This is a genomic window from Pseudoalteromonas sp. SR41-7 (genome assembly GCF_014163935.1).
In the GTDB taxonomy this organism is placed as follows: Bacteria; Pseudomonadota; Gammaproteobacteria; order Enterobacterales; family Alteromonadaceae; genus Pseudoalteromonas; species Pseudoalteromonas distincta.
Window position 1 is genome coordinate 1 of record NZ_JACJEF010000024.1, and the last position, 26,614, is coordinate 26,614.

The following is a 26,614-nucleotide window of genomic DNA, read 5'->3' on the forward strand; positions in this document are numbered from 1 at the left end:
AGCCATGATCAAACTCTTCAATTAAAAAGTTTTATGTCTTTCGACAGCTCAATGAATTCTGAATTTTTGTTTTTGTTGCCAAAAACGAATTGACTGTGCGTTATTATTTTCACTTTTAAAAAAGTAAAATCAAAACAGCTCAAGGCTGAATCTTTTAATAACATATGGTCACTCAGTTTCAATTGAGACTCTAATTTTTTTGCCTCGCTACCTAAGTAGCTTAGCTGTTAGAACTCAATCTGTACGAGTGCCCACACAGATGATTGCTTTATATTGTTAAAGAACGTTTTGAGTCGCTTTAGCGTCTCAAGGGATGCGAATAATACACCCTTTATTTTTCGAGTCAATACTTTGTTTTAAATTTTCTTTTGGAAGATTTAAAACCGAAGTTTTATTTAACTCTCTGAGTAGTTCGTGCCTCGCTATGCGTTGGCGTTTCCCGTCTCAGTGGGGTCGCATTATAGGGAGATCCAAAAACAGATCAACCCTTTTTTTAGATCTTTTTACTGTTCGAACAAAAATAGAACAAAACCACGTAAAACCACATGAAAACCCCTCTAAGATGATGCTTTTTTATGCTCTTATTTATTATTTAATACAAATATCATTGCTATGTTTGATTTAGGCGTTAAGATAGCAAGTTCACAATGTTAAATTAATGTTTATTTCCTGTTTATTGGTAGATCTAAAATGAAATTACCCGATCAAAAATCTTTTATCTTCTCTGTTATTCTTGCTGTAGTTGGTTTTGTTGTTGTTGAGTTTGCTTTAGGCGGCTTAGCTTTAAACCCTGCATTACTATTTGGTGCTGGTTTATTAATTGGTGCGATTGCTATTGCTGCAATATCATCTGATGTGACTGAAGAAGCTGAAGTTAAAACAAAAACGCTTTATGTTGGTAACCTTCCTTATCGTGCAAACGAAGGTGTGGTTCGTGCATTATTTGAAGAACAAGGCAAAGTATTCAATGTTCGTTTATTAAAGGATAAGAATACTGGCAAACGTCGTGGCTTTGGTTTTGTTGAAATGGCGCAAGCTGATGCAGACAATGCAATTGCTAACTTGAACGATAGCGAGTTCCAACAACGTACTTTAAAGGTACGTGAAGCAAAACAAAAACAAGAAGATGATTCTAATGCTCTACGTACTGAGACGGATCAGTCAGTGTAACTAGCTTTACCGCTAGCTTATTGCTAAACACATCAGCCGTTGCATAATATTGCAGCGGCTTTTTTATGTCTGTTTGTTTATCCATACATAAGTTAAGTTGGTTAAGTAGGAAGTTGACTCTATTTGCTATCGCTACACCTGAATCAAGTAATTTTACATTCCCTTCAAAGTACTGACTAATCGGCCCTGCTAATATCGGAAAGTGCGTACACCCTAGTACAAGTACATCTATAGTTTTATCTATATGTAGTTCATCGAGTACTTGATACAACTTATTTGTATCTAAAAAGCCTGTAAAAAAGCATTCCTCAGCTAACGTTACTAATTCAACACTGCTATAAAGGTTAACGATTACATTACGTGCATGTTCAGCAATTAATGTTTTTGTGTATGAACTGGCGACCGTTGCCGGCGTGGCTAACAAGCCAATATGATTTGAGCGTGTTAATTCTGCCGCAGGCTTTATTGCTGGCACAACACCTACAATAGGAATATCCGTAATTTGGCGAACAGCGCTGAGTGCAGATGTAGAAGCTGTATTACACGCTATTACAATTAAATCGACGTTAAGCGTGTTGGCTTTGATGAAATGAATAAGTGAACATAATCGGTTAATTATAGTTTGTTGGGATTGAGCACCATAAGGTAGTAATGCATTATCCATAAAATAGCTGTACTGAGCATTGGGGATACTTTGCTTGATATGTTCAAGTACAGTAGTTCCACCAATACCTGAATCAAAGACCATTATATGCGCTGACAAACTACCGTTCCTACTTTACTTTAAGATCGGCAGTTTGCCATGAGGTTTTTATAAAAGAAAGTAGTTTAACTTTGCGTGGCTTCTAAATCAGTAAGCCTGTCGGCTGCTGAATTTAACTGATTAAGGTTTTCGAACATAGACTTTGTATAATCTACTAACTTATCTATTTGTTCCTGATCTTGATTTAACCATTGGAGAATGCCAGCTAGCTGATTTTGTAATCCAAGCTCACCCGCTTTTTCAAAAGCATTTTTAAGGTCGTCATTAAAAGGGGCTAACCCCTCTGCTACTTGTTTTTCTGGTGCTGGTTTATATTCTTCATAGCTTTTAACTGTTGCTATTGTTTTTGTTTGGCGTAAATCCATAGAAAAAGCCACCAGCTGATCGCTGTCTAAACTCAGCTCTTGCGCTTGTTCAAATGCTTCATCTAAATCACCACCAAAAAAGGTTTTACTTAAATCTTGTAAGTCTTCCATCATCGCATTAATAGCTTCTTGCTCTTGCTCGTTTAAGTCACCATTTACCGACATCGAAAATGATACCTGTCGAGATTGCGATGATGAGCTTGCAAACGACTCACTATTACTATTTTGCTGATAGCCACTTGCCGATTGAGATTCAAATGCATCAGCAAAGCTAATACTTACCTCATCGCCTTCTGCTGTAGTAAATTTATACTCTGCATTACTCGTCATACTGACGTATTGGGCCTGGCTTATATTTACGCTGGCAGGTTGTGGGTTAAATAACGACTCTTCAAACTTATCCAGCCCATTGTAAATTCCCTCTTTGGACTTATTAATGCCCTCTTCCATGTCATCATTAAATACGCCTGTACCTTTGAGTTCATCAACAGCGTCATCAAGCCCTATTTGGACTCCTTTGCGCGCATCGCCTAGCATATCTTTGAGCTTTTCGTCATCAGCGCCGTTAGCTTTTGCTTTATTTACAGCACTACTTACAAAATCGAGTACGTTTTTTACTATTTCATCAAAATCAAATAGTGGTTTATCTGCTTTTTTTTCTGCGATAGGTAATCCAAGCTGCTCAGCCATTTTATCGCCAAGCACCTTTGCGGCCAACTCTCGGCCTCGTTGTTGATAGCTATCTTGAGGAGACGTAATTGTAGGTTGCTGTATATCAGCTTTATTATTGAATTTATTGATGTTGTTGTTTGGCGTAAAGCCATAATTACCTATTTTCATGATTCGTCTCCTAAGCGTGCGTAGTTTATTATCGGCTATAACAACAAAAACTAAAGTACAATGTTCAATAAAACAGCATAAATGCTAGCCAAAACTAGACAAATACGCAGCGCTCCCTACAATAGCGCCGATAAACAGATCTTAGATAAGGTAGTAGCGTTAATGGCAGTTATTAAAATAGATACCACACAGTACCAAGCGCAGTTAAGTGAAAAAGAGCAGCGAATTAGTACGCAGTTTCAACGTTTTGGTGTGGAGCAATTAGAAGTATTTAGCTCAGAGCCAACTAACTACCGCCAACGTGCTGAATTTAGAGTATGGCACGACGGTGATGATCTGTTTCACATTATGTTTGATCAACAAACAAAAGAAAAAATCCGTGTTGATACATTTGACCCAGCAGCGCCTCTAGTAGGTGAAATAATGCAGGTGATGATTGAAAATCTTAAGCCTTGTGAAATATTACGCCGTAAGTTATTTCAAATCGATTACCTATCAACGCTAAGCGGTGAAATTTTAGTAAGCTTGCTTTATCACAAACCACTGGATGATGAATGGTTAAGTGAAATTAAAGCACTGAAAGAAAAGCTTAGCAGTAAATACAAAATTGACTTTATAGGTCGTGCTCGCAAACAAAAAGAAGTACTAGGTGATGACTTTGTAACTGAACGTTTAACAGTTAATGGGCAAGAGCTTATTTATCAACAAGTAGAAAATAGCTTTACTCAGCCTAATGCAAAAGTAAATATTAATATGCTGGAGTGGGCACAAGATTTATGTAAACCACTTAAAAATGATTTACTAGAATTGTATTGTGGTAACGGTAACTTTTCAATTGCATTAGCAGGTTCTTTTAATAAAGTATTAGCGACGGAAATATCAAAATCATCTGTTCACTCTGCTCAATACAACATTGCTAAAAACAACGTAGAGAACTTAGATATTATTCGTATGTCTAGTGAAGAGTTTACTCAAGCAATGAATGGCGAGCGTACTTTCTCTCGTTTAGATGGTATTGATTTAAAAAGCTATGACTGCCAAACCATATTAGTTGATCCACCACGCGCGGGCATGGATGAATTAACGTGTGACTTAGTGGCTAACTACGAAAGCATAATTTATATATCCTGTAATCCTGAAACTCTTGAGCGTGACCTTGATCACTTAACACGTACGCATAACGTTAAGCGCTTTGCTATATTTGATCAGTTCCCTTATACGCATCACATTGAGTCGGGCGTTTTCTTACAGCGCAAATAAATACGTTCAGTAAACGTTACCCATAAAAAAAGCTCCTTAAGGAGCTTTTTTTTGTTTTAGCTAAACTTACTTGTTAGCTAAGTAATTTATTAATTTGCTAATGTCTTCAGGTTTAGTAATACCCGACTCACGACCTAGGTTTAATTTGTACTTACCATTTACAATAAAGGTAGGTACGCCACGTAGTGCGCCTTTTTCTTTAAAGTAGTCTTGGTCGCGTTTCATTTTAGAGCTCAGCGTACGTACCGAGAAGCTTTTAAACAGCTTATCAAACTTATCACCATCAACGCCCTGCGCTACAAATATATCTTTTACATCTGCAAGCTCATTAAATTTAGCGCGCTTTGTATGGATATGATTAAAGATTGCAGAAATAATCTGATCTTTTTGTGGAAGCACTTCAGCTGTCGCCAGTGCTTGGCTCATCATCTGTTGGTTTTCTGGGTCACGTACACCTACAAAATCAACATGGCTCTTTTTAAATTTAACGTTTTTATCAAGCTTAGGCTTAAACTCACCAATTAGTGCTTCCATGTTATTACATGCAGGGCAGTAAAATGAGAAGAACTCTTTAACCTCTGGCTTTTTAGTTGCACGCTCAGAAACTACGTCGTAATGCACGCCTTCTTCATACGTTGCTGCAAAGCTTGTTGCTGCCATAGGAAGTAATATTGCAAGCAAACCTGCTTTAACTAATTTAATCATTATTATACTCCGAAATTTATAGTGCTAATAAAAACGCTACTAACTCATCAAGTTCTTTTTGATTTTTGATGGTGTTGAGGTTTATTTTATATTTATCGTTAACAATAAAAGTAGGTACACCTGTAAGTGCGCCTAATTTTGAATATTTATTCTGTTTGTTTTGCATTGCTTGCTCAGCTGAAATAACAGGCATGCTTGCAATCTCTTGATCAAATGTTGCGCTATCAATACCATTTACTTCAAGTAATTTTTTAACGTCTTTCATTTCAGTTAATGGTGCACGTTGAACATGGATACTTTTAAAAATTTGATCGCTAATACTTTGCGCCTGACCATGCTGCTTAGCAATTAAGTAGGCAAAGCTTAAATTACTTTGTGCTTGTGGTGACACGCCACCTAAAAAGTTAACGTGGTTTTTAATAAACTCAGCGCCTTCTGGCAAGCCTTTTTCAATTGCTTTTGCTACTGGTTCAAACTTAAAGCAATGTGGACAGTAAAATGAGAAAAACTCGGTTACTTGCGGTGACTTGCTTTTGTCTACATCTATAACAGTGTATTGATTATCAACTTCAAACTGTGCAGCAAGTGCTGCAAATGGTAAACATAAAAGTAATAAACTCAGTTTTAATTTTTTAAGCATTTGTATCTCGTTGTACTTGTCTTTAAATAAAATATTACGGCAATAACTTTAACGGTGCTTCTTGCAATGCTGCAAGTTGCTCTTTCAGTGCTAAAATTTGTTGCTCCCAGTATTTGTCATCAGCAAACCATGTAAAGTTCCGCACAAAAGCAGGATCACTCCATCGTTTAGCTACCCATCCCATATAATGAATAATACGCATTGCTCGCAGCGGTTCAATTAATTTGAGTTGAGAGTGATCAAAATCACAAAACTCTTCATACGCATTTACAAGGGTGTCTAACTGTAACAGTTGCGTCGCTCTATCGCCACTGAGCATCATCCATAAATCTTGGATTGCAGGACCTTGGCGGCTGTCATCTAAATCAACAAACATTAGCGCATCACCTGCCCATAAAATATTACCAACGTGGCAGTCACCATGTAAGCGAATACTTTGCACATCTTTATACTGTTTTTGCGCCTGCTCTATCACTAAATCTAAAATAGTATAAAAGGCAGTATTTATTCCCATGGGCACTAAGTTACTTTTTTGAAGATGAACTTTGGCTGTATGCAAATACTCCTCGCAGGTAACTGTTGGCCTATAAGTAAAAGGTTTTGTTTTAGCTACTTGGTGCATACGGCCAATCAATCGCCCCATTACATCAAGCTGATCTAAATTATCAACCTCAAATAAACGCCCGCCTACACTTGGAAACAACACAAACAAATACCCTTCGTGTTCAAATAAGCTTTGTCCATTATATAAAATAGGGGCAACAACGGGTACTTCCGCTTCTGCTAGTTCAAATGCAAAGTCATGCTCTTCTTGAATTTGCTCTTTACTCCAGCGCTCTGGGCGATAAAACTTCACTACGTAACGCAGGCCATCATCCGCTTTAAATTGGTACACTCTGTTTTCATAGCTATTGAGCGCTAATAAACCAGATTCGGCGTACACACCTACGCTTTCTATTGCATCGAGTATTAGATCAGGTGTTAAGTCAATAAAACTAAATTTACTCATACTCTTCTTATATAAAATAAAAGCGGGTTATATACCCGCTTTTGTTAATTGCTATATCAACTTACCTAATTAAGGTAAGTTGCGATTATCGCGCTTTAAAAAAGTTACTCGACTGCGATATTGTCTCCTCCGGCTCATCTACCGGTGAAAGTACAAAGTTAAACTCAGTCATCGGCGCCTTCAAATCATAAGGGTCCATTACAAGTGACAATGGTACGTTATGAGATTCCCCTGCCTGCACAGTAAATGACTGCTTACCAATATACTTAAAGTTATCTAACCCTTGTACTTTAATATTAAAGGTTTGCTCGTACTGCGCTTTATTAATTACCTTTAATGTATAGGTGTTCTCTACTAAACCATCAAAATCGACACGATATAATTGGTTTCGGTCACGAATAATATCAAAGTCCATTGTTTTACGCAGTGCTATATTAGCGACAAGCGCTCCCGTAAGCACAACAAGTATGACCGTGTAACCAATAATTTTAGCTCGCAGTGGATTCGTTTTATTTTCTGGGGTTTCGAGATTTCGCTCTGTCGTATATGAAATAAGCCCACGCGGGTATTCCATTTTATCCATTACGCCATCACACGCATCAATACATGCACCACAGTTGATACACTCAGCTTGTAGCCCATTTCTAATATCAATACCTGTTGGGCACACTTGAACGCACAAGTTACAGTCTATACAGTCGCCTAGTTCTAAATCTTTATGGTCTACTTTACGTGAACGAGGACCACGGCTTTCACCTCGGCTTTCGTCGTACGTTACGGTGTATGTGTCTTTATCAAACATAGCTGATTGAAAACGAGAGTAAGGACAGATGTGTAAACACATAATTTCTCGCATCCAACCGGCATTACCATAAGTACACGCAGCAAAGAAAATAATACTGACTAGTGCATAACCACCTACATCAAACGTTACAAAGTCAGGGAGTAACTCCCTTATTGGCGTAAAATAACCCACAAAAGAAATTGCGGTATACAACGAAAACAATACCCAACTAGTATGCTTTGCCGTCTTACGCCAAAACTTATCAAAATTCATGGGTCGTTGATCGAGTTTTTTACGTTGATTAGCCGTGCCTTCAAGCTTTTCTTCGAACCAAATAAAAATAAAAGTCCAAACAGTTTGCGGACATGTATAGCCACACCACACCCGTCCATAGAAGGTGGTCACTAAAAACAACGCAAATGCTGCCAACATAAAAATAAACGCTAATATAGTAAAATCTTGAGGCCATAGCGTTAAACCAAAAATATTGTATTTTTGACCAATTAGATCAAACAGCACAGCTTGCTGGCCATTAAAATTAATCCAAGGTAGTAACATAAACGCAAGCAGGCCTAAAAAGCCAATGCGCTGTCTAAGTAATTGATGTAGGCCTTTTACAGCACGCACATAAATACGATTTCGGGGATTGAACCTATCATCTTGACGGCTTAAATCCGGTTTTTGGATTTTCACCTCTACAGGGATATTCTTTACTTTAATTTGCTTGTCCATCGAAGTTCCTCAACGCCGCTTGGAAATAAAAATCCAGCAATACTCAAGTACTCTATACTTAAAGTTAGCAAGTTACTTGCTAGGCATATTTACTTTAATAAATTGCCTTCTCGAATACTTTCAGATATTTCAGAAATATCTGACTGCTGTTAATCATTATAACAATGTTGGTTAAAATTACTGGCATAGATTGCTAATAATTTATTCATCCCAGTTACTTGCTTTTAAAATGCAGTTTATTACACTGCATGGTAATTCAACCCTACTTAGATCAAGGTTTATGTATCCATGAAAAAATTTATTATTTTGGTAGTTGTGATCCTTGCCTTTTTTACAATTGATCACCCACTTATAAAAGAACCTCGCGAAAGGTTACTAGGTGAAGGCATTGGCTTTTTAAGTGATGCAAGCAAGGTCAACAGAAGCCCCGCTGCAAATATGGCGAAAAATAGGATCAGCAGTCAACTTAAACTATCTGAATCTGAAGGTGAATATGTAGAAAAAACGTTTACAACAGATGACTCTGTTCAGTTATTTCACCTACGCTATTGTCGTGAGCGTGACTTAAACCTTTATTTTTATGACGACCGTTTAAATACGGTATGTAAAATAGTGACTGAAGCATTAGAACAAAAGCGAGCAAAGTAGTGGATTTTTCAGGATTAAATAAAAAAGCAAGCGACTCATTTCATAAGCAGCGCAATATGCTCAAGCAATTAGCGCAAGGCAAAACATTAAAGTGTGAGAAGTGTAATGGGGTTTTAACACTTGATTTAGCCACCAGCGAGCCTGGTAAAGGCATAGTAAAGTGCAAACAAGGCTGTACGGATATTATATTAGAGCTAGGCACTTAGATTAAACTAAGCGCCTAGTATTAATAATTACTCTTCCCAACTCTCGTCGGTTATCAAGCCGCTATTAATTGCGACCACTTCAATTAGTTCAGCAAACCCTAATGCAAAGTCACCCATAGATTCATACTGATACTGACACAAAGCTTCTATTGTCATGTTATTTTGTTTGGCAATCTGAGCTATTGCTAGCTGGTCAAGTGCAAAAAAGCTTAGTGTGCTTAACGCACTTTCTAGTGCTTGTTTAAAATCAACGTCTAATTGCGGTGCATTTAACAAAGGTTCTGCATAAGCTTTCGTTGCAACTAAGAAGCCTTTACTCCACGACTTACAAAATTCAGCATCAAATGTGTCTGGTAATTTATATCCAGTTTCGAACACCTGCTCACTAATTTTGTGATAAAGCGCCATAAACAAAAAAAGCATTTCTTCATCTAAATCATTAGCTGTGTTTGGCAATATCTGCTCAAGCCACTCATGTACATCTAATGGGTTGGGCGAACAAATTACACCAAATAAATAGCCTTGGCTTTGTACAAGGGTCATTGCTTGAGATTGGGTATTTAAAAATGAGCTGAGCTGCTTTGCGTGCAACTCAGTAAATTGGGGTATTTGCATTAAAACTCTTTATATTAAAACATTAAAAGTTGAGCGGATAGCGACCTTGGTTATCTGGTCGGCCTAAAAACTTAACCGCATCATGTACATCTTTAGGTAAGCTGGCATCTGGTTTTACATAACCTGCCACTCTGAAGTCGAAATTAGCTTTAAGTGTAGCATCTGCCTCAAGGCCAAGCGTATTATCTGGGTCAATTAATATAGCAACATCACCCGACTTACAGCTTAACTTACCAGCTAGAGGACCAATATTAAACCATCCATTTAAGCCTTGAACATCAATATTAGGGCTCGCTATTTCACCTTTTAGTGAGTCACAATAAGGTGCGCCTGAGCTGTATTCATCAAGTTCTAATATCACACGCCCTTTAGCGGTAACAGGCAGAGGAAGTTGCACACGTTGCATTGCACGCTCTACAGTTGAGCGTACTAGGGCGTCAGTCACTATTACTTTTTTATTAAAAAACCCATAACTTACATCTGCGTAACCCGAAATATCACTGCGTTCTCGTGGATTACCAAATTTTATGTTCGCATTTAGTTTGCCTGTAAATAATTTCCAGCCTGCAATATCCCAGCGCACATTATTTAACTGTTCACCATCAAAACGAACTTGCATCATTTGACCTTGCCAAACAGTGCCTACAGTTTGGCCTACTTCTAATTGCTTTGGAAAGTACGGTTTTGCTATATCTAGTGCAATATGTGCTGGTAATTTAATAATACAAAACACAATAAAACTAATTAAAAAGACAGCCGATAACGTTATTATTTTTTTCATTAATTAATTCTCTAATACTAAACGGCTTACGCGCACATAGCCTGATTTATCATCGCGACTTAAATCTAAATTTTCAATTTTTAAACCATGCTGATTTACTAGCTCATCTAGCCATTCTATTAACTGATTAAACTCTACTGAGTCAAGCGTCAAACGAAGTGAATCACTACTGGGCTGCATTTTACTAATATTGATTTTATAGCGTCCACGAGTAGAGTTTACCACTTGGCTTAAGTTTGTATTGCTAGCAACACTGGTGTTGCCTGCAGCCTTTAGCTTAACAATACTGTCATCAACCCAAGCTAATAGCTCTTGTTGTTTAATTTGAGATTGCTGTGCTTTTTCTATCGCGTTATTTAATGGCCTAAATATCCCCATTACTAAAACAAAAATAATAAACACGCCACCAGCGACCATTACCAATTGTTGTTCTTGCTCTTTAAGCGAACGCCACTGTTTCATTAACTGCTTTTTCATACTGCACCTCGCAGTTTAATTTCGCCTACGACATAATCACCGTCATTATTTAAAGACCCTTGCTCAACAGTTAAACCTTGCTTTTCAAGTATGATTTTTACTTTACCAAAAGTTTGGAAGTCTTTAGCCCGTGCACGAATTCGCAGCTCATTACGACGTTTGTCATAACGAAGTGTTTCAGGTGTAAATTCGCTGACTTGCGAAAATACATCAACCAAATTAGTCGTTAAGTCTAAAAAGCCGGATTCACTTGAGCCTTGTATTTTATCTAACGCGCCTTTAATTTGGCTTTTAATTAGATTAGGGCGAACTTTAGTTCCCGGAAATGCTTTTTGATATCTGTCGACTACTTGAGCTTTAGCTACTTCTACTTGTGTATTAAGTTGGTGTAACTCAATAGCTTTTATTGTAATTGTAGAAACCAATGCAACACTTGCTATAATTGCGGCGCCTTTCCAGTAACCCCACCACAAAGCGCTTTGTTTTTTAAGCTGATACATACCTTGGCGTAAGTTAAAATTAACGCTATCTAACTGTTTTGCAAATAATGCTAAAGGTAAGTCGTAATCGCTTGTTTGGGCTTGTAAGTTAACGCTTTCAGGAAACTGATTAGCAGGACTAAAATGTTTAATGTCGGGGTTACCCATGGCTGATAAATAGCCATTCAACCAACTAGATTCAACCGCACTAATATGCCATTGCCCTTGCTTAAGCAACCATTGGTTGTTGAGCTCAATAGCAGTTACGGCGCCATCATCTGCAAGCGGTAACAACAAAGCATCGGGTAATATTCTGTATACTGATAGATTATGCTCAGCAAATAATGCAAGCCATTGTTCAAACCATTCACGGTCTGTCATTGCTACACGAATTGCATGTTGCTCACCAAGCATTGTCGGCTGCGCTACAGCTATAAACAGTTCATCTACGTCACATGCTATATCTTCTTCAAGCATGTATGGCAATGCTTGCTCAAGCTTGCGATTCCATTTTGTTGGCAAAGCGACCGTTTTTAATTGCACTTGATCACTGGGTAATAACACGACAACTTCTCGGGTAAGTGCTTTTTCGCTTAGCTCACTTAAATGCTCTGCATTTGGTAACTCGCCACTGGCTATTATTTCTTGTTCTTGTGGTGAGTAAATTAACCAGTTAAGTAATTCTTGTTCGGTTTGACCCGTGCGGATCAACAGTATTTCTGTCACTGTACGCCTCCAAATTTTCGCGCCAGTATCGTTACGTCGCCATCTTTAGCGTGCAGTAATGTGGTCATCGAAAAACGCAGGTCGACAAAGTTTGCCTGCGTTTGTAATTTAAAATATTCGCTTTTAATACTAAATAGACTTTTTATTGAGTCAGTATTAGTACCGCCTTGCTGCTTCACCTGTTCAAAAAATTCATCGATGGTGTCAAAGCCAGTTTGCGGTCTTGCGCCTAACACCGCTTCTGCGCCAGATAAGCTTAAGCTTTCTATCAAGGCACTGAGTATGAGCGCTTGCTCTGGCAATAATGTATTTACGTTAATTGATAAAAGCGTACTGCCTGGTATTACGCATACATATGGCAATACTTTTTCCATCACTAATGGGTTAAAGCCCTTAACTAAACGCAGCTCCGATGTTGATGCAAATAAGCTATTGGCTGTCATATACGGAAAATCTCTCGATAAGTACTCGTCTTCTTCTGCGCCTGAGCGATACGTAATACTGTTCTCATCAAGCCAATCAAATACGCTATCTGCCATTGTCTCTTCTGATTCATCAGCAGGTAAATCTTCAATGTTTTCAAGTAATGCAAATAGTGCTTTATGTGCAGGGTTTGTTTTACTTGCGCTATTTTCTTCTGGCGCTATGGCTAAAGCATTTAAATTTAGACATGCTTGTAAATCAGTAATTTTGCCACTTAACGTGCCGTTATCAACAGGGTATGAAGCATCACCTTGAGTTGCCCACACTTGATCGAGTGTTGTTTTATCGGCATCATCTTTTTTACTTTGTATTAGCCCTTTAATAGCAAGCTCTTCTGCACCGTAGGCGTACCATTTAGCTTGTTGGTGACCTTGCAAGTTTGTACTTTTTTGCACTTGAACCATTAAATTAGCACTCATTTCTACTGCTAAAATAGCCGCTAATGCCACAATAAACAAAACAATAACAAGTGCTGCGCCGCGCGATGATTGCTGCTTAACCATTATTCACATCCGTACTTTGTGTAGCAACAACTTTGCCTTGCCCAGGAACTAAAAATACACGACGAATTGGCTCTGCTTCTATTTGTTGCAACGTAACAGCAACCGCTTTAGGGAGAGCTTTAATTTCCCACTGTTCTTGCCATTCGTTTTTATCATCCAAAAACTCAAACTTAAGTTCTTCAACATTTTCTAGTACACGTTGAACTCGCGGTTCCATATTATCAAGCTGATCAACATAAACCCGATAAACACGCTCAAGGTTATCGTCTATCACTCTATAACCAACGGCTTGTAGTTCTGAACGTGGCAATAAATTAATTGGATTTACCCAGCCATCTCGTACAAACGCAATACCATCGTATTGGCTTTCTAAAACGTAACGACCAGCAAGTAAATATTGTTCTTGAACATCACCCGACTCATTGCGAACTGAGCGTTTGGTCATTTGGCTAAAATCTTGATCCATTAATCTAAATGTTGTTTGCAATCCATTTAGCTCAGCAATCTTTTCATCGGAGGCATCTTTTGCTCTTGTTGTCGTCTCGAGTATTTGATGAGTAGCAATAATAACAAAAGCTAAAATACCCAGTGCAACCATAACTTCAAGTAATGTAAACCCGCGCTGCTTCACTTACTTTTTGCCTTTATTTAAATACGTTGATAACTCATATGCTGAATGCTCATATTTTTCATCCGTAAAAACATTTATGGTTAGTTTTACAAAGCTTTTGTCAGCTGTGGCTGTAACTTCTTGCTGCCAAAACCATTCAACACCGCCCATTACTTCGCTGCCTTTAAGGTTATTTTTACCTTGCCATTGCTCACCTTTAGTACGCTGTTCAATAATAACGTTTTCGGCGACCCAAGATGCATAGGTTTGCTCTTCAATAGTCGTTAAGTGGTGAATATGCTCGCTTGTTGCTTGCATTGCAGCTATACCCGCCATGGCACAAATACTTAATGCCACTAACACCTCTAATAAGGTAAACCCTTTAGTGCGCTTCATTATTCTGGCTCTCGGCGAAAGTTTACTGGTGCAGTAAATTCACCTTCAATGTAATACACAGGTTCGCTTTGCTCTTTTAACTCTAATACAAGTTGAAACGCGCTTACCTCACCTGATGACAAAATAAGTACTTGTGGTATTTTTAACTTTTTAAGCTCAAGTAAACTGTCTTCATCGCCGCCACTCATAAGCTCGCGCCAGTTAGATTGCTCTAAGAGGTTATCTTGCGCCCACGCTAAATCTTCTAAGTTAAGCGTGAGCTTTAATCTTTCATCTAATTCTATTGGTTTAAAAAGATTTTCACGGTCAAAAGTAATCCACTTTTCACCATCGAAAACTAAATACTCTAATGTATTTTCTTCTACTAATAAGCCCAATTCAACTTGGTTTAAAATAGCAAATTCCGATGCCATATTAATGGTTGTATGCAGCCTTAGTGCTTGAGTATCTAACTCCTCCTCAGCACCGCCTTCTAAGCTATATACCACCATTTTGGTGGCAAAAGCGATGATCACTAATACCACTAAAATTTCTATTAAACTAAAGCCTCTGCTTTTTGCATGGCGCTGCTTAAGGCTTGCTTTCATAGCAAGCCTCTAGCATTAACATGTTCATACAGAACGGTGTACTTAGGCATTATTGTTTTTCTTCGTCCCAGTTACCGATATCGTCATCAGTACCTGCTTCACCGTCTGGGCCCATAGAAAAAATATCAAACTTGCCAATTTCACCTGGGCTAATTAACTGATAAGTATTACCCCAAGGATCTTCTGGTAATTCATTAATAAAGCCACCATCAGGGAAACGTTTTGGAACCGGTTCAATGCTTGTTTGGGTAACTAGCGCTTCAAGACCTTGCTCTGTGCTTGGGTAGCTCTTATTTTTAAGCTTGTATAAGCTCATTGCATCTTCTAATTGCTGGATATCTAGATGTGCTTTATCAATAGCAGCCTCTTCTTGCTGACCCATAATGTTAGGTGCAACAATTGACATAATCATCCCGATGATAACCAGTACCACCATCACTTCTAGTAAAGAAAAACCTGATTGTTTATTCACGTAATTACCTCATTATTCTAAAAACATTAAGTAAAAATGGTTTAGGTAAAACCACTAATATATTTAAAAATTTATTCTAACTTAAAGTCCAACAGCTTTATTCATCGCCATTATTGGCTGCAATATTGCCATTACTATAAATAATACAATAACCGCCATTGAGGCGATCATCGCAGGCTCTAGTAGTTTAAGCGATACATTAACCATGCTCTCAAATTCGCGATCTTGGTTATTTGCAGCACGCTCTAACATTTGCTCTAGTTCACCTGATTTTTCACCACTTGCTATCATATGCAGCATCATTGGTGGAAACAACTTAGTTTGCTGAAGTGCAGCTCTTAAGCTTGCACCCTCACTCACTCTGTCGGATGCATCTGCAACCGCTTTTTTAATTTTTTCGTTAATTAATACGCCGCCCGAGATACGCATTCCTTCAAGTAATGGTACTGAGCTTGACGATAAAATACTTAAAGTACGCGCAAAACGTGCGGTATTAATACCACGAGCCACTTTACCTATACCTGGCATATGTAGCACTCGGTCATCCCACCAAAAACGTATTTTAGGCTGCTTAAGTGCATGCTTAATACCAATGGCTATAGCTGTAATAGCTATTAAACTAATAAACCAATAATTTTGCACAAAATGGCTGCCTGCCATAACCCATTCGGTTGTCCAAGGAAGTACTTGTTTCGTTTTTTCAAACGTTTTTAATATTTTTGGTACTACGGTGCCCAGTAATACCGACACAATACCAATTGCAAATACCACTAATATAATAGGGTAAACCATAGCCTGAGTTATTTGGCTACGCATATGTTGGCGCTGCTCGGTATAGTCGGCTAAACGATTAAGTACTTGGTCAAGGTGACCCGACTTTTCGCCTGCGGCTACCATTGCACGATATAAATCGTCAAAAACATGAGGAAACTCACTAAGACCATCGGCAAGGGTGTAACCTTCAACTACTTTTGAGCGTACCGACATAAGCATCCGCTTTAAACGCGGCTTTTCGCATTGCTCAGCAACCGCCATAACAGCGCCTTCAACAGGAAGTGCCGATTGAATAAGTGTTGCTAATTGCCTTGTAATTAATGCTAGGTCTGAGGTTGAAATTGTCGGCTTAAAAAAGCCACCGAGTAAAGGGGCTTTTTCGCCTTTGACCTGTTTATCACTTTGCGCCGCAGGAACAACTTCAAGCGGCGTTAGTTTTTGATCACGTAAAGTTTGGCGGATTTGTTTAGCTGTATCGGCTTCTAAAATGCCTTTTTTTTCTTTACCTCGGCCATCTAAGGCACGATATTCAAACGCCGCCATAGTTAACCTTCCTCACGGGTAACACGCAATACTTCTTCAAGCGTTGTTTTGCCTGCCAGTACACGGCTACACCCATCTTGGCGAATACTTGGGCTGCGCTTACGAATGTATTTTTCTACGCTTTGCTCGCCTTTACCGTTGTGAATCATTTCGCGTATGGTTTCATCAACTACAAGTAACTCATGAATACCTGTACGACCACGGTAACCATTAAAGTTACACTCTTCACACCCCACCGCTCGATAGATTGTCGGTTGGCTTTCAAAAGGAACCCCTAACAGCTGGCATTCATGCTCATCAGCCGTGTGACCTTCTTTACAGGTATTACATAACGTACGTACTAAGCGTTGCGATAACACACCGAGTAACGACGATGAAAGTAAGAAGGGTTCAACACCCATATCTTCCATACGTGTAATTGCACCCGATGCGGTATTTGTATGCAAAGTAGACATAACAAGGTGACCGGTAAGTGACGCTTGAACACCAATTTGCGCAGTTTCTAGGTCGCGTATTTCACCCACCATTACTACATCTGGATCTTGACGTAATATTGCACGTAAACCACGTGCAAATGTCATATCAACTTTTGCATTAACTTGTGTTTGCCCAATGCCTGGAATTTCGTACTCTATCGGATCTTCAACGGTAAGAATATTACGATCGCGTGAGTTAATTTGGCTCATACCAGCGTATAGTGTGGTACTTTTACCAGAGCCCGTTGGCCCTGTTACCAAAATAATGCCGTGGGGTTTACTAATTAAATCTGAAAACAAAGCGCGATTTTCTGCGGTCATACCTAAATCTTCAAGGTTTAAGCGCGCGTTGTTTTTGTCAAGTAAACGCAGTACTACGCGCTCACCAAAGCTCGATGGCATTGTAGATACACGCACATCAACTGCACGCCCTGCAATACGTAAGCTAATACGACCATCTTGTGGAATACGTTTTTCAGCTATATCAAGCTTAGCCATTACTTTAATACGAGATACAAGTAACGATGCAAGTTTACGATTAGGCTTAAGTACTTCTTTAAGCACGCCATCGACCCTAAAGCGAATAACAAGCTCTTGCTCGAAGGTTTCGATATGAATATCAGAAGCCCCTTCTTTAATCGCTTCACTTAGCATGGCATTAATAAGCTTGATGATTGGCGCATCATCGTCACCAGCAAGTAAATCTTCCGTTTGCGGGAGCTCATCAGCAAGTGAGAATAAATCAACCTCGTTGCCAATATCTTCCATCATTTGTTGCGTTTCAGAGCTATCACGTTGGTATGACGCTTCAAGCAATAGCTCAAATTTATCATCATCCAATTGCTCAAGTGTAAAACCATGGCCTGCGATACGGCGTACTTCTAATAGTACTTCAACATCTAGCTCACCACGGTAGTAAACTATACGATGATCTTTGTTTTTACCAAGCAACACACCTGCGCGTCTTGCATAGGAAAACGGCAAACGCTTTGCTGGTAACTCAACTAACACATCACTCGTTAATAGCTCATCCTGATTATGCGTTTGAGGATGAACCACATCTTGGTTTATCTCTTGAATCGCATTAGTCATCTTTACGCTCTTGTGCATTTTGTTTACGTAGAGACTCTTCATACGTAGGTGGAAGTACTAGTTCGTCATTCCACTCAGGTAAAATAGGCGTATCAGTCATTGGCATTAACTCAATACCATCTTCTTTTTGTTTAAACTGCTCACCACGAATAAAGTTATATTTATTAAAGCTTAACTTATTCATGCTTACACCATCACGAATAATGGTTGGGCGAATAAATACAATAAGATTACGCTTACGGCGCGTTGTATTTGTTGATCTAAACAGGTGACCTAAAATAGGGATATCGCCTAATAACGGTACCTTAGAAACACTTTCTTGTACGTCTTCGTCAATTAAACCGCCAAGTACAACCATACCGCCATCATCGGCCATAACCGTTGTTTTAATTGCACGTTTATTAACTGAAATATCAACAGCAGTTGCACCACTTACACTCGATACTTCTTGCTCAATAGTAAGTTGTACTGCAGAGCCATCGTTAATCTGTGGCGTAACTATCAGTTTAATACCGACTTCTTGACGCTCAACTGTTTGAAATGGGTTAGCATTATTACTGCCCGTTTGTGAGCCTGTAATAATAGGCACTTCTTGACCGACTAAAATAGAGGCTTCTTCGTTATCCATTGTAGTAATAGAAGGGGTAGCCAATATATTTGAATTTGTATCAGTGGCAACAGCCTGAATAATTGCGCCCCAATCATTTTTAACAACGCCCAGCGCTAAACCATTAATGCCACTCAGCAATGAAGCAAGCGCATCATAATCACCCTCAGTCGTTTCGTCATAACTAGTAACGGTTCCAGTTTCTGTACCAATGATAGTTTTAGTTACGGTTGTATCTTGTGCTTGCTCTGCAGCAACAGCTAATGAACCCACGGGAACCGTAGTACCATTGTTAAATTGCAACATACCGCCCTGCTCAGAAATCCACTGCAGGCCTAAGTTAACCCCGTCGCCTTCCATTACTTCAATAATAATGGCTTCTACAAGTACTTGTGCACGGCGAATATCAAGACGTTCAATTACAGATTCAAGTGATCGCATTGTGTCTGGCTGTGCGGTAATAATTAATGAGTTTGAATCTGGGTGAGCTTCTATACTGCTTTCGTTGTTACTTCTGCTACGAGTCTTAGTGGTACCGCCTTGTGCATCTTCAACAAGTGACTTACTTACGCCTTGCAGTACTTTTACTAAATCTTCAGCTTTAGCATAATTTAGGTAAAACACTTTGGTATTACCTTGGCTTTCTAATTCGCCATCTAAGCGCTTAATAAGCTCTATGGCACGTGTACGTGCTTGGCCTTCACCACTTACAATAACGCTATTAGTTCGGCCATCTGCGACTACTTTTGGAATTAAAAACTCAGGTACGCTGCCTTTGCCGCTGTCTTTATAAATATTGTCTACCACAGAGACAACATCATCTGCTGTTGCATATTTAAGCTTAACAATGTCTACACGCTTATCACCCGCCTGATCAACAGAGCGAATAATCTCAACTAAGCGATTAACCGATGCAGCATGCCCCGTTAACATCATTACGTTAGCCGCATTAAAGTTAGCAACATGGCCGCCATCTTTTTGATCGCTAAATTGACGAACTAAAGGGCCTAGTTCTTGTACGCTTACATTTTTGACACGTACAACACGTGTAATCATCATATCGCCGCTAGCTTCGTTACCTTCGGTAATAAGTGGCACATTTGATTTTTTGGCGTCTGAACTTTTTTCTATCTTAATTATGCCATTGTCCATTTCAACAGCTGAGTAGCCATAAACTTCCAATACATTTAAGAAGAACTGGTAATAAAGCGCTTCGTCCATTAACTCATAACTGCGAACATTTACTTTGCCGCGCACGTTAGGGTCAATAATTACTGTTTTATTGAGATTTTTACCAACAATATTAATAAACTCGTTGATATCAGTGCCTTTAAAGTTAGCAGCATATTCAACAGCAGAAACAGACAAAGAAATACTTGCCGCCAAAAAAAGTGCCGCGTACTTAGCTAACCCTTTTTTAATTTTTTTGAGGTGTAGCACCTGAACCATTATATTAAAACTCCAAAGCTAAATTATTGCAGACTAAATTGCACATCAATTTGTTCACCATCACGTTCTATAGTGATATTGGCATCTGTACTATTACGCAGCTCGTTAATAGCTGACATAGCCTGTTTTAAATCTGTTAATTGATAGCCATTTATAGAAATAGCCAAATCGTTATTTTTTAATCCCATTTGCTTAAACAGTTCAGGTTCTTTACCTGGACTTAAGCGATATCCAATTAGTTCACCATCATTCATAGCCTGTGAAACACGTATATAGTCAAATAACTTGCCCGGTTCTTCGAGTAACTCTTCACGTGTTTCTATAATTGCTTCTTTAACGTCTGGATCTGCAGTAGCATCTATTTGTAATTCACTTGGCTCTAATTTTTGCGGACCCATTTCGGCATCGTCACGCGCAGCGAGTACAGGCATAGATACTTTTTTACTAAAATCGAGCCCATCAAGCATTAATGTTTCAAAACCTCCATTAATACCTAAAATAACACGATCAGGCAGTATCTGCGCTACTTCAGCGCGCGTGCCAAGTACAACTTCTTCAACAAGGTAGCTTACTTGCTTACCTTGTGATTCAATAATTGCTATGCCTGCTTGGTCATCATTATTAACAGCTACAATACCGGTTAAATTAATACTTAGGCGTGTTTCTGGCGCATTATTTATAACCTGCGATTGTTTTGCAGTATTATTGTTGTTTGTTACAGTTTTTTTACCAAATAAAAATTGCTCAATAATATGCTGCGCTGAGTTATTACTCGCACCAGATGGCTGATTAGCATAATGAGTAGGAGTAAGTAGAGTTACTGGTGGTTTCGGCCATAAAAGCCAGACAAGCTTTGATAATAAAAATGCAAGATAAACAACAACTAACAGTGTCACTAATGCACTTAATTTAGCATGCGGTAACCGCGTTAAAAATTGTTTTAGTTGTTGGATTTGCTGTTCCATAAATAGTGTTCTTATTTTAATTTACTGCGTTAGCGCGTACCCATAGTACCCTTTCATTTTTCTTTCAACAAGCACACTAATATTAAACTTTGTAAACAGATTAAATTAACTTTACATAGTAGTACAAAAAGTAAACGGCTGTTGTAATACCTTCATCCTACGATGATTTCATGATAAATTTTAAGCTATAAAAACGTGGGGAAATGCCTTATGAGTAAAAAAAGTAATGCTAATACCAACTCAGACCATGCAGATGAGTTAAAAGTTCGATTAGATAAATGGTTATGGGCTGCACGATTTTATAAAACTCGTGCTGTTGCACGTGAAATGGTGCAAGGCGGCAAAGTACATTATAATGGCCAACGTACAAAAGCGAGCAAAATAGTAGATGTTGGTGCAAAAGTAAAACTTGCTCAGGGTGTAGATGAAAAACTGATAACTATACTCACAGTGCTTGAAAAACGTCAAAGCGCCCCCATTGCACAGACCATGTATCAAGAATCTGATGCAAGTATTGCTAAACGCGAAGAAAACAGCATCGCACGCAAAAATAACAGTTTTTTTGCTCCTCATCCGGATAAAAAACCAGATAAAAAGCAAAGACGCGAACTTTTAAAAATGAAATCAAGTTAGGTATAGCCACTCATGCAACAAGATTTACTTCACCGTTATTTATTCAACGAACTAGATGTTCGTGGCGAACTCGTACAAATCGAGAATGCTTATAATGAAATGATTGCCGACCACAATTACCCAGCCCCTGTTAAAGCATTACTAGGTGAGCTACTTGTTGCAACCTGTTTACTAACCGCAACTTTAAAGTTTGAAGGTGAAATTGCAGTACAGCTTCAAGGTGATGGCCCTGTCAAATATGCTGTTATAAATGGTGATGACAAACAAAACATGCGTGGTATTGCACGCCTACAAAGCGAAATTACGGGTACAACTGTAAAAGAGCTTATTGGCCAAGGCTATATGGTGATCACTATTACACCAAGTAAGGGTGAACGTTACCAAGGTATAGTGCCCTTAGAGCACGATACTCTGAGTGAATGTATAGAAAGTTACTTTGAGCAATCAGAGCAATTAAAGACACGTCTTTGGTTTGCAACCGACACAACTGAAGGTAGCGCAAAAGCATGTGGTCTATTTTTACAAGTACTCCCAGTTGATAAACAAAAATCAATTGAAGACTTTGCGCACTTAGAAGCATTAAGTAACACGATTAAAAATGAAGAGTTGTTACACTTAGATGCGAACACTGTTCTTACACGTCTTTATCACGAAGATAATCCTCGCGTATTTGAACCTCAAGCTATTAAATTCAAATGTGGTTGTAGTCGTGATAAAACAATTACTGCACTTGTTAATATTGGACAAGAAGAACTACTCAAAGATGTAGCTGAGAAAGGGACTGTTAACATTAACTGTCATTACTGTTTAAAAGAGTATGTTTTTAACGAACAAGACATAAAAAGCATTTTCAACTAAATGTTCAGCTTCATTTATATATAGTAATTAAAGCCGCAAAATATGCGGTTTTATATTATAAAAAGATGATACCGGTGTCATGAATTTTGTTAATTTACTGACACCGGTATCATTGAAATTATTCATGTTTTTTAGCAAATATATGTGTTTTTAGAGGCTTTACGGGCTCGAATATCTCAAAACCTTCTGTTACTATAATTTCAGTTTAAGGGCACTGATAACCCCAGAGCTATCCGTTCAAACTCTCACACATAGTTAGGTATAAACATGACTACAGGCGCTACACGTTTTGTCGATTTAACCGCAGCTGAACTTGTCGAGCATGCGATCCGCCGTGGCGAAGGTACTTTAGCCGCAAATGGTGCTTTTGTTGCAATTACAGGAAAACGAACTGGTCGTTCACCAAAAGATCGTTTTATTGTACAAGAAGCTACAACTCAAGATGACATTCAATGGGGCAATGTCAACCGCCCATTTGATGCAGACAAATTTGACGCTTTATGGGCTCGCGTAGAAGCACATGTTCAAAGTAATGACCACTTCACCTCTCACCTAGAAGTTGGCGCAGACCCTGAGCATTATCTACCTGTAGTCGTAACTACAGAAACAGCGTGGCACCATATTTTTGCCAAAAACATGTTTATCGAAGCGCAAAACTATAACGCTTCAAACTTACCGCAATGGCAAGTAATGAACGTTCCTTCGTTTGTATGCGAGCCGGAACGTGATGGCACAAATAGCGATGGCACCGTTATTATTAACTTTGCACAGCGTAAAGTATTACTAGCAGGTATGCGCTACGCCGGTGAAATGAAAAAATCGATGTTTTCTGTGCAAAACTTCCTACTACCAGCAAGAGGTGTATTACCAATGCACTGTTCTGCTAACGTTGGTGAAGCAGGTGATACAGCATTATTCTTCGGTTTATCTGGTACGGGCAAAACAACTCTTTCAGCAGATCCTACTCGCTTTTTAATTGGTGATGACGAACACGGTTGGGCACCTGGAAGCGTGTTTAATATTGAAGGCGGTTGCTATGCTAAATGTATCGACCTGTCACAAAAGAACGAACCTGTAATTTGGAATGCAATTCGCTTTGGTACTATTTTAGAGAATGTAGTGCTAGATGAAAAAGGCGTTCCAGATTTTAACGACACTAGCCTTACTCAAAATAGCCGTGCAGCATATCCACTTGAACATGTTGAAAAACGTAAAGTAGAAAACCGCGCAGGCGAACCAAAAGCTGTTGTATTTTTAACTTGTGATGTAAGCGGTGTATTACCACCGGTATCTGTTCTTAGCGAAGAAGCTGCTGCTTTTCACTTTTTAAGTGGATACACAGCTAAAGTTGGCTCAACTGAGATTGGCTCTACTAGCGATATTGAATCAACGTTTTCAACCTGCTTTGGTGCGCCATTCTTCCCACGTCCTGCAGGTGTTTACGCTGAGCTTCTTATGAAGCGCGTACGCGAGTTTGGCGCTAAAGTATACCTTGTGAATACAGGTTGGACTGGCGGTCCTTACGGCACAGGTAAGCGCTTTGATATTCCGACTACTCGCGCAGTAGTTGATGCAATCGTATCTGGTAAATTAGCCGGTGTTGAAACTCAGCACATTGATGTTTTAAACCTAGATGTACCGGTAGCAGTTCCAGGTGTAGATACTAACTTACTTAATCCTATAAATACGTGGGAAGATAAAGCTAAGTACAATGAATATGCAGCAAAACTTGCCGCTGACTTCACTGAAAACTTTGCTAAGTATGACGTATCAGACGATATAAAAAATGCAGGGCCTAAAGCTTAAATAAGCTTCAAGCTTGTATTTTAACGCCAGCCAAGGGCTGGCGTTTTACTTTCTAAATACCTAATTTAATAAGTGCGACAAAATGCCGCACAACTCATATCAAAAACCATATAATATACCGCGTAATTAATCATTCCTTAATGCCCAATAAACCTGCATTACTCATTACGGCTATTTAATTAATGACACTAAAGCTTTCATGGCGAAAAACATTCAGGCGGTTACATTTATACTTAGGCCTATCAGTAGGTGTTTTACTTACTATTATCACTCTTTCTGGCTCTATATTAGTTTACTATCCACAAATAGACTTACTGCTAAATCCAGCAAATGACGCTACTACAAACATAAAAACGCCTAATTGGGATCAAGCATATAATACGCTAAGAGCCAATTTCCCTTCAAAGCAAGGGCCATGGCGATTAGAAAACACAGGTATAAACTCAGTAATTCCCGCGCGATACTACAATCCAACAGAAACAAAAGAACAAGGCTTTGCCCCCTTAATGGTATGGCTATCTAGCAGTAGTGATAAAGTAATACGTAAAAACTATTGGGGAAAATACTTAGTAACTTGGATGTACAACTTACATTTTTCATTACTAACAGGAGCAACGGGCACTCTCGTCGTTGGCTATATAGGCATAGCCTCAATAGTTCTTCTTATCTCTGGATTCTTTGCTTGGTTTCCAAAGCCTGGGCAGTGGGTAAAGGCACTAAAATTTAAATCTCGTAGCTCTAAAATAGGTTTGCTATACGACTGGCATAAACTAATTGGTTTAACCTTCTGCATACCGCTACTAGCTTTAACTGTTACAGGTGTTATGCTCGCTATTCCAAAACAAACAGATCCTATATTAACCGCTCTAGTTAGCGATATAAACTCCCCACCAAAAACACAAATTCAACCGAGCAAACAAACCGATATTTCTTTATCACAAGCGGTATTAATAGCTGAAAAAGCATTACCGAATGCGCGTTTAGCTTGGATTGAAACACCATCAAACTTAAATGCTATTTACAGATTAAGATTTCAAACTGTAAACGATCCTTCGTATCGCTTTCCACATAGCTATATAGAGGTTAATGCACTTACAGGAAAGTTAGAGAGCGTGTTTAATATAGATAAGCAAAGTACGGCTAGTAAAATAAAAAGCTGGATACACCCTCTACATGACGGCAGCATTGGCGGTAACATTTTAAAAGTCATTTGGGTGTTAAGTGGCTTCGGATCTGCTGCATTGTTCATTATCGGCGTATATAGGTGGTTAGTTAGAACCAAGAGAATACAAAATAAACTTTAGTTGAAGGAGTACATGAATTGCTTTTCAGTAAGTCTTGTCGATAGTTTTCTAATATAAAGTATATGGCCTTCGTTAATCTAAGGATTAAAAATTAATAACGCTCAGTACATATGAAATTAAAGCAGCCCCTAACCGCCTATCATGCTATAAAACAATTAATGAAGGGTAGTTTATACTGCAAGTTTAGATAGGCACTCCATGAACACTATTATTTAAAAACCACATGCCCATTAGATTTAAGTTCTATGCGTAAACCTCTGTATTAACCTCTATTTTTATTCTCTTCAGTAACCTACCTAAAGCGTATATAAAGGCTTAAAGGTCATGTTCAATACTTATCACAAGACCAGATAATTAACGCTTTTATATTAGGTCAGATGTTAAACCAATTGGTATTATTTACCCAAAGTACAAATGCTACCACTCATTGTCGAGCGGAGGTTTTTTATGCTTTTGACGTCGGGAGTCGCTACGCTCGCCCGACCTGCGTGATGATGTTGATATGAGTGTGTGTTAACTGCGCGTAGTTCACTTTTCTGCAGACGTAAAAAGGCCCGGCTATTTCTAGTCGGGCTCTCTACAATTTGAAGCTTGGTGGTGTCGTAGTGCCCACAGCGGTAGAAAGTCACATAGCAAATGCTACACTATCGTTGGCCGGGGCTCGCCTTCGAGCTGTTTCGTTTCACTACTGAGTTCGGCATGAGTTCTTGGCTATTTATTAAATCCCAGATAGCAAAAAACCCGTCACATTGCTGTAACGGGTCTCTACAATTTGAAGCCTGGTAATGTCCTACTTTCACATAGCAAATGCTACACTATCATCGGCGCTGTTTCGTTTCACTACTGAGTTCGGCAT

The 26,614-nt window shown here is 38.8% G+C and carries 27 protein-coding genes; 8 read left to right on the forward strand and 19 right to left on the reverse strand.

Annotated elements, in window-relative coordinates; genetic code table 11:
* Nucleotides 1–690 precede the first annotated feature (690 nt).
* Entirely contained in the window at nucleotides 691–1,170 is a 480-nt protein-coding gene (locus tag H5092_RS19880) for an RNA-binding protein (RefSeq protein ID WP_024596401.1), read from the forward strand.
* Here the strand turns inward: H5092_RS19880 and murI are convergent.
* Nucleotides 1,133–1,933, reverse strand: a complete 801-nt coding sequence (murI, locus tag H5092_RS19885) for a glutamate racemase (RefSeq protein WP_182712936.1) — start codon at nucleotides 1,931–1,933, stop codon at nucleotides 1,133–1,135. The two genes, H5092_RS19880 and murI, sit on opposite strands and share 38 nt — an antisense overlap.
* 65 nt (nucleotides 1,934–1,998) lie before the next feature.
* Nucleotides 1,999–3,138 (reverse strand): DUF5610 domain-containing protein, encoded by a 1,140-nt coding sequence (locus H5092_RS19890; RefSeq protein WP_182734803.1) that lies wholly within the window; start codon nucleotides 3,136–3,138, stop codon nucleotides 1,999–2,001.
* A gap of 162 nt (nucleotides 3,139–3,300) precedes the next feature.
* On the opposite strand from H5092_RS19890, the gene trmA reads away from it, so the two are divergent.
* Entirely contained in the window at nucleotides 3,301–4,398 is a 1,098-nt protein-coding gene (gene trmA, locus H5092_RS19895) for a tRNA (uridine(54)-C5)-methyltransferase TrmA (RefSeq protein WP_182197434.1), read from the forward strand.
* Nucleotides 4,399–4,464: 66 nt separating this feature from the next.
* Here the strand turns inward: trmA and H5092_RS19900 are convergent, their stop codons facing one another.
* The 4 genes from H5092_RS19900 to ccoG all read right to left on the reverse strand — a co-directional run bounded on the left by H5092_RS19900 (nucleotide 4,465) and on the right by ccoG (nucleotide 8,268).
* The gene (locus tag H5092_RS19900; protein WP_002962055.1) at nucleotides 4,465–5,103 is read right to left on the reverse strand and encodes a thiol:disulfide interchange protein DsbA/DsbL; all 639 of its coding nucleotides are present in this window, start codon (nucleotides 5,101–5,103) and stop codon (nucleotides 4,465–4,467) included.
* A 16-nt stretch (nucleotides 5,104–5,119) separates the two neighbouring features.
* On the reverse strand, nucleotides 5,120–5,743 hold the full coding sequence (locus tag H5092_RS19905; RefSeq protein WP_002962054.1) for a thiol:disulfide interchange protein DsbA/DsbL: 624 nt from the start codon (nucleotides 5,741–5,743) through the stop codon (nucleotides 5,120–5,122).
* A 34-nt stretch (nucleotides 5,744–5,777) separates the two neighbouring features.
* Nucleotides 5,778–6,752 (reverse strand): serine/threonine protein kinase, encoded by a 975-nt coding sequence (locus tag H5092_RS19910; RefSeq protein ID WP_024591441.1) that lies wholly within the window; start codon nucleotides 6,750–6,752, stop codon nucleotides 5,778–5,780.
* An 85-nt stretch (nucleotides 6,753–6,837) separates the two neighbouring features.
* Entirely contained in the window at nucleotides 6,838–8,268 is a 1,431-nt protein-coding gene (ccoG, locus tag H5092_RS19915; protein ID WP_182734805.1) for a cytochrome c oxidase accessory protein CcoG, read from the reverse strand.
* Between the two features lie 288 nt (nucleotides 8,269–8,556).
* Here ccoG and H5092_RS19920 point away from each other — a divergent pair, with 288 nt between their 5' ends.
* The gene (locus tag H5092_RS19920; protein ID WP_002962051.1) at nucleotides 8,557–8,916 is read left to right on the forward strand and encodes a hypothetical protein; all 360 of its coding nucleotides are present in this window, start codon (nucleotides 8,557–8,559) and stop codon (nucleotides 8,914–8,916) included.
* On the forward strand, nucleotides 8,916–9,122 hold the full coding sequence (locus tag H5092_RS19925) for a hypothetical protein (protein WP_002962050.1): 207 nt from the start codon (nucleotides 8,916–8,918) through the stop codon (nucleotides 9,120–9,122). The genes H5092_RS19920 and H5092_RS19925 overlap by 1 nt, the downstream gene beginning before the upstream one ends.
* Before the next feature lie 27 nt (nucleotides 9,123–9,149).
* On the opposite strand, the gene H5092_RS19930 is transcribed toward H5092_RS19925, so the two are convergent.
* The 13 genes from H5092_RS19930 to gspC form a co-directional block, all read right to left on the reverse strand.
* The gene (locus H5092_RS19930) at nucleotides 9,150–9,737 is read right to left on the reverse strand and encodes a UPF0149 family protein (protein ID WP_024596395.1); all 588 of its coding nucleotides are present in this window, start codon (nucleotides 9,735–9,737) and stop codon (nucleotides 9,150–9,152) included.
* Between the two features lie 22 nt (nucleotides 9,738–9,759).
* Nucleotides 9,760–10,518 carry a type II secretion system protein N gene (locus H5092_RS19935; RefSeq protein WP_002962047.1) on the reverse strand — a complete coding sequence of 253 codons (759 nt, stop codon included), beginning with the start codon at nucleotides 10,516–10,518 and terminating at the stop codon, nucleotides 9,760–9,762.
* 3 nt (nucleotides 10,519–10,521) lie between these two features.
* Complete coding sequence (gene gspM, locus H5092_RS19940) at nucleotides 10,522–10,995, reverse strand: type II secretion system protein GspM (protein WP_024596393.1); 474 nt, start codon at nucleotides 10,993–10,995, stop codon at nucleotides 10,522–10,524.
* Complete coding sequence (gene gspL, locus H5092_RS19945; protein WP_182734807.1) at nucleotides 10,992–12,200, reverse strand: type II secretion system protein GspL; 1,209 nt, start codon at nucleotides 12,198–12,200, stop codon at nucleotides 10,992–10,994. Before gspL ends, gspM begins: the two co-directional genes overlap by 4 nt.
* Nucleotides 12,197–13,186 (reverse strand): type II secretion system minor pseudopilin GspK, encoded by a 990-nt coding sequence (gene gspK / locus H5092_RS19950; RefSeq protein WP_024596391.1) that lies wholly within the window; start codon nucleotides 13,184–13,186, stop codon nucleotides 12,197–12,199. Before gspK ends, gspL begins: the two co-directional genes overlap by 4 nt.
* The gene (gspJ, locus tag H5092_RS19955; RefSeq protein ID WP_182197428.1) at nucleotides 13,179–13,817 is read right to left on the reverse strand and encodes a type II secretion system minor pseudopilin GspJ; all 639 of its coding nucleotides are present in this window, start codon (nucleotides 13,815–13,817) and stop codon (nucleotides 13,179–13,181) included. Before gspJ ends, gspK begins: the two co-directional genes overlap by 8 nt.
* The gene (gene gspI, locus H5092_RS19960) at nucleotides 13,818–14,192 is read right to left on the reverse strand and encodes a type II secretion system minor pseudopilin GspI (RefSeq protein ID WP_002962039.1); all 375 of its coding nucleotides are present in this window, start codon (nucleotides 14,190–14,192) and stop codon (nucleotides 13,818–13,820) included.
* Nucleotides 14,192–14,779 (reverse strand): Tfp pilus assembly protein FimT/FimU, encoded by a 588-nt coding sequence (locus H5092_RS19965; RefSeq protein ID WP_182692487.1) that lies wholly within the window; start codon nucleotides 14,777–14,779, stop codon nucleotides 14,192–14,194. Before H5092_RS19965 ends, gspI begins: the two co-directional genes overlap by 1 nt.
* A gap of 49 nt (nucleotides 14,780–14,828) precedes the next feature.
* On the reverse strand, nucleotides 14,829–15,251 hold the full coding sequence (gene gspG, locus H5092_RS19970; RefSeq protein ID WP_002962036.1) for a type II secretion system major pseudopilin GspG: 423 nt from the start codon (nucleotides 15,249–15,251) through the stop codon (nucleotides 14,829–14,831).
* A gap of 81 nt (nucleotides 15,252–15,332) precedes the next feature.
* Entirely contained in the window at nucleotides 15,333–16,568 is a 1,236-nt protein-coding gene (gspF, locus tag H5092_RS19975) for a type II secretion system inner membrane protein GspF (protein WP_002962033.1), read from the reverse strand.
* A gap of 2 nt (nucleotides 16,569–16,570) precedes the next feature.
* Complete coding sequence (gspE, locus tag H5092_RS19980; protein WP_002962032.1) at nucleotides 16,571–18,136, reverse strand: type II secretion system ATPase GspE; 1,566 nt, start codon at nucleotides 18,134–18,136, stop codon at nucleotides 16,571–16,573.
* The gene (gene gspD / locus H5092_RS19985) at nucleotides 18,129–20,192 is read right to left on the reverse strand and encodes a type II secretion system secretin GspD (protein ID WP_182721261.1); all 2,064 of its coding nucleotides are present in this window, start codon (nucleotides 20,190–20,192) and stop codon (nucleotides 18,129–18,131) included. The genes gspE and gspD overlap by 8 nt, the downstream gene beginning before the upstream one ends.
* 23 nt (nucleotides 20,193–20,215) lie before the next feature.
* The gene (gene gspC, locus H5092_RS19990) at nucleotides 20,216–21,157 is read right to left on the reverse strand and encodes a type II secretion system protein GspC (protein ID WP_024598237.1); all 942 of its coding nucleotides are present in this window, start codon (nucleotides 21,155–21,157) and stop codon (nucleotides 20,216–20,218) included.
* A 210-nt stretch (nucleotides 21,158–21,367) separates the two neighbouring features.
* Here gspC and hslR point away from each other — a divergent pair, with 210 nt between their 5' ends.
* The 4 genes from hslR to H5092_RS20010 all read left to right on the forward strand — a co-directional run bounded on the left by hslR (nucleotide 21,368) and on the right by H5092_RS20010 (nucleotide 25,758).
* A complete protein-coding gene (gene hslR / locus H5092_RS19995) occupies nucleotides 21,368–21,790 on the forward strand; it encodes a ribosome-associated heat shock protein Hsp15 (RefSeq protein ID WP_024598238.1) in 423 nt (140 codons plus the stop codon).
* A gap of 12 nt (nucleotides 21,791–21,802) precedes the next feature.
* Nucleotides 21,803–22,648, forward strand: a complete 846-nt coding sequence (hslO, locus tag H5092_RS20000; protein ID WP_182734810.1) for an Hsp33 family molecular chaperone HslO — start codon at nucleotides 21,803–21,805, stop codon at nucleotides 22,646–22,648.
* A gap of 267 nt (nucleotides 22,649–22,915) precedes the next feature.
* Entirely contained in the window at nucleotides 22,916–24,454 is a 1,539-nt protein-coding gene (locus H5092_RS20005) for a phosphoenolpyruvate carboxykinase (RefSeq protein WP_182734812.1), read from the forward strand.
* A 182-nt stretch (nucleotides 24,455–24,636) separates the two neighbouring features.
* A complete protein-coding gene (locus H5092_RS20010; RefSeq protein ID WP_182725366.1) occupies nucleotides 24,637–25,758 on the forward strand; it encodes a PepSY domain-containing protein in 1,122 nt (373 codons plus the stop codon).
* Nucleotides 25,759–26,614 lie beyond the last annotated feature (856 nt).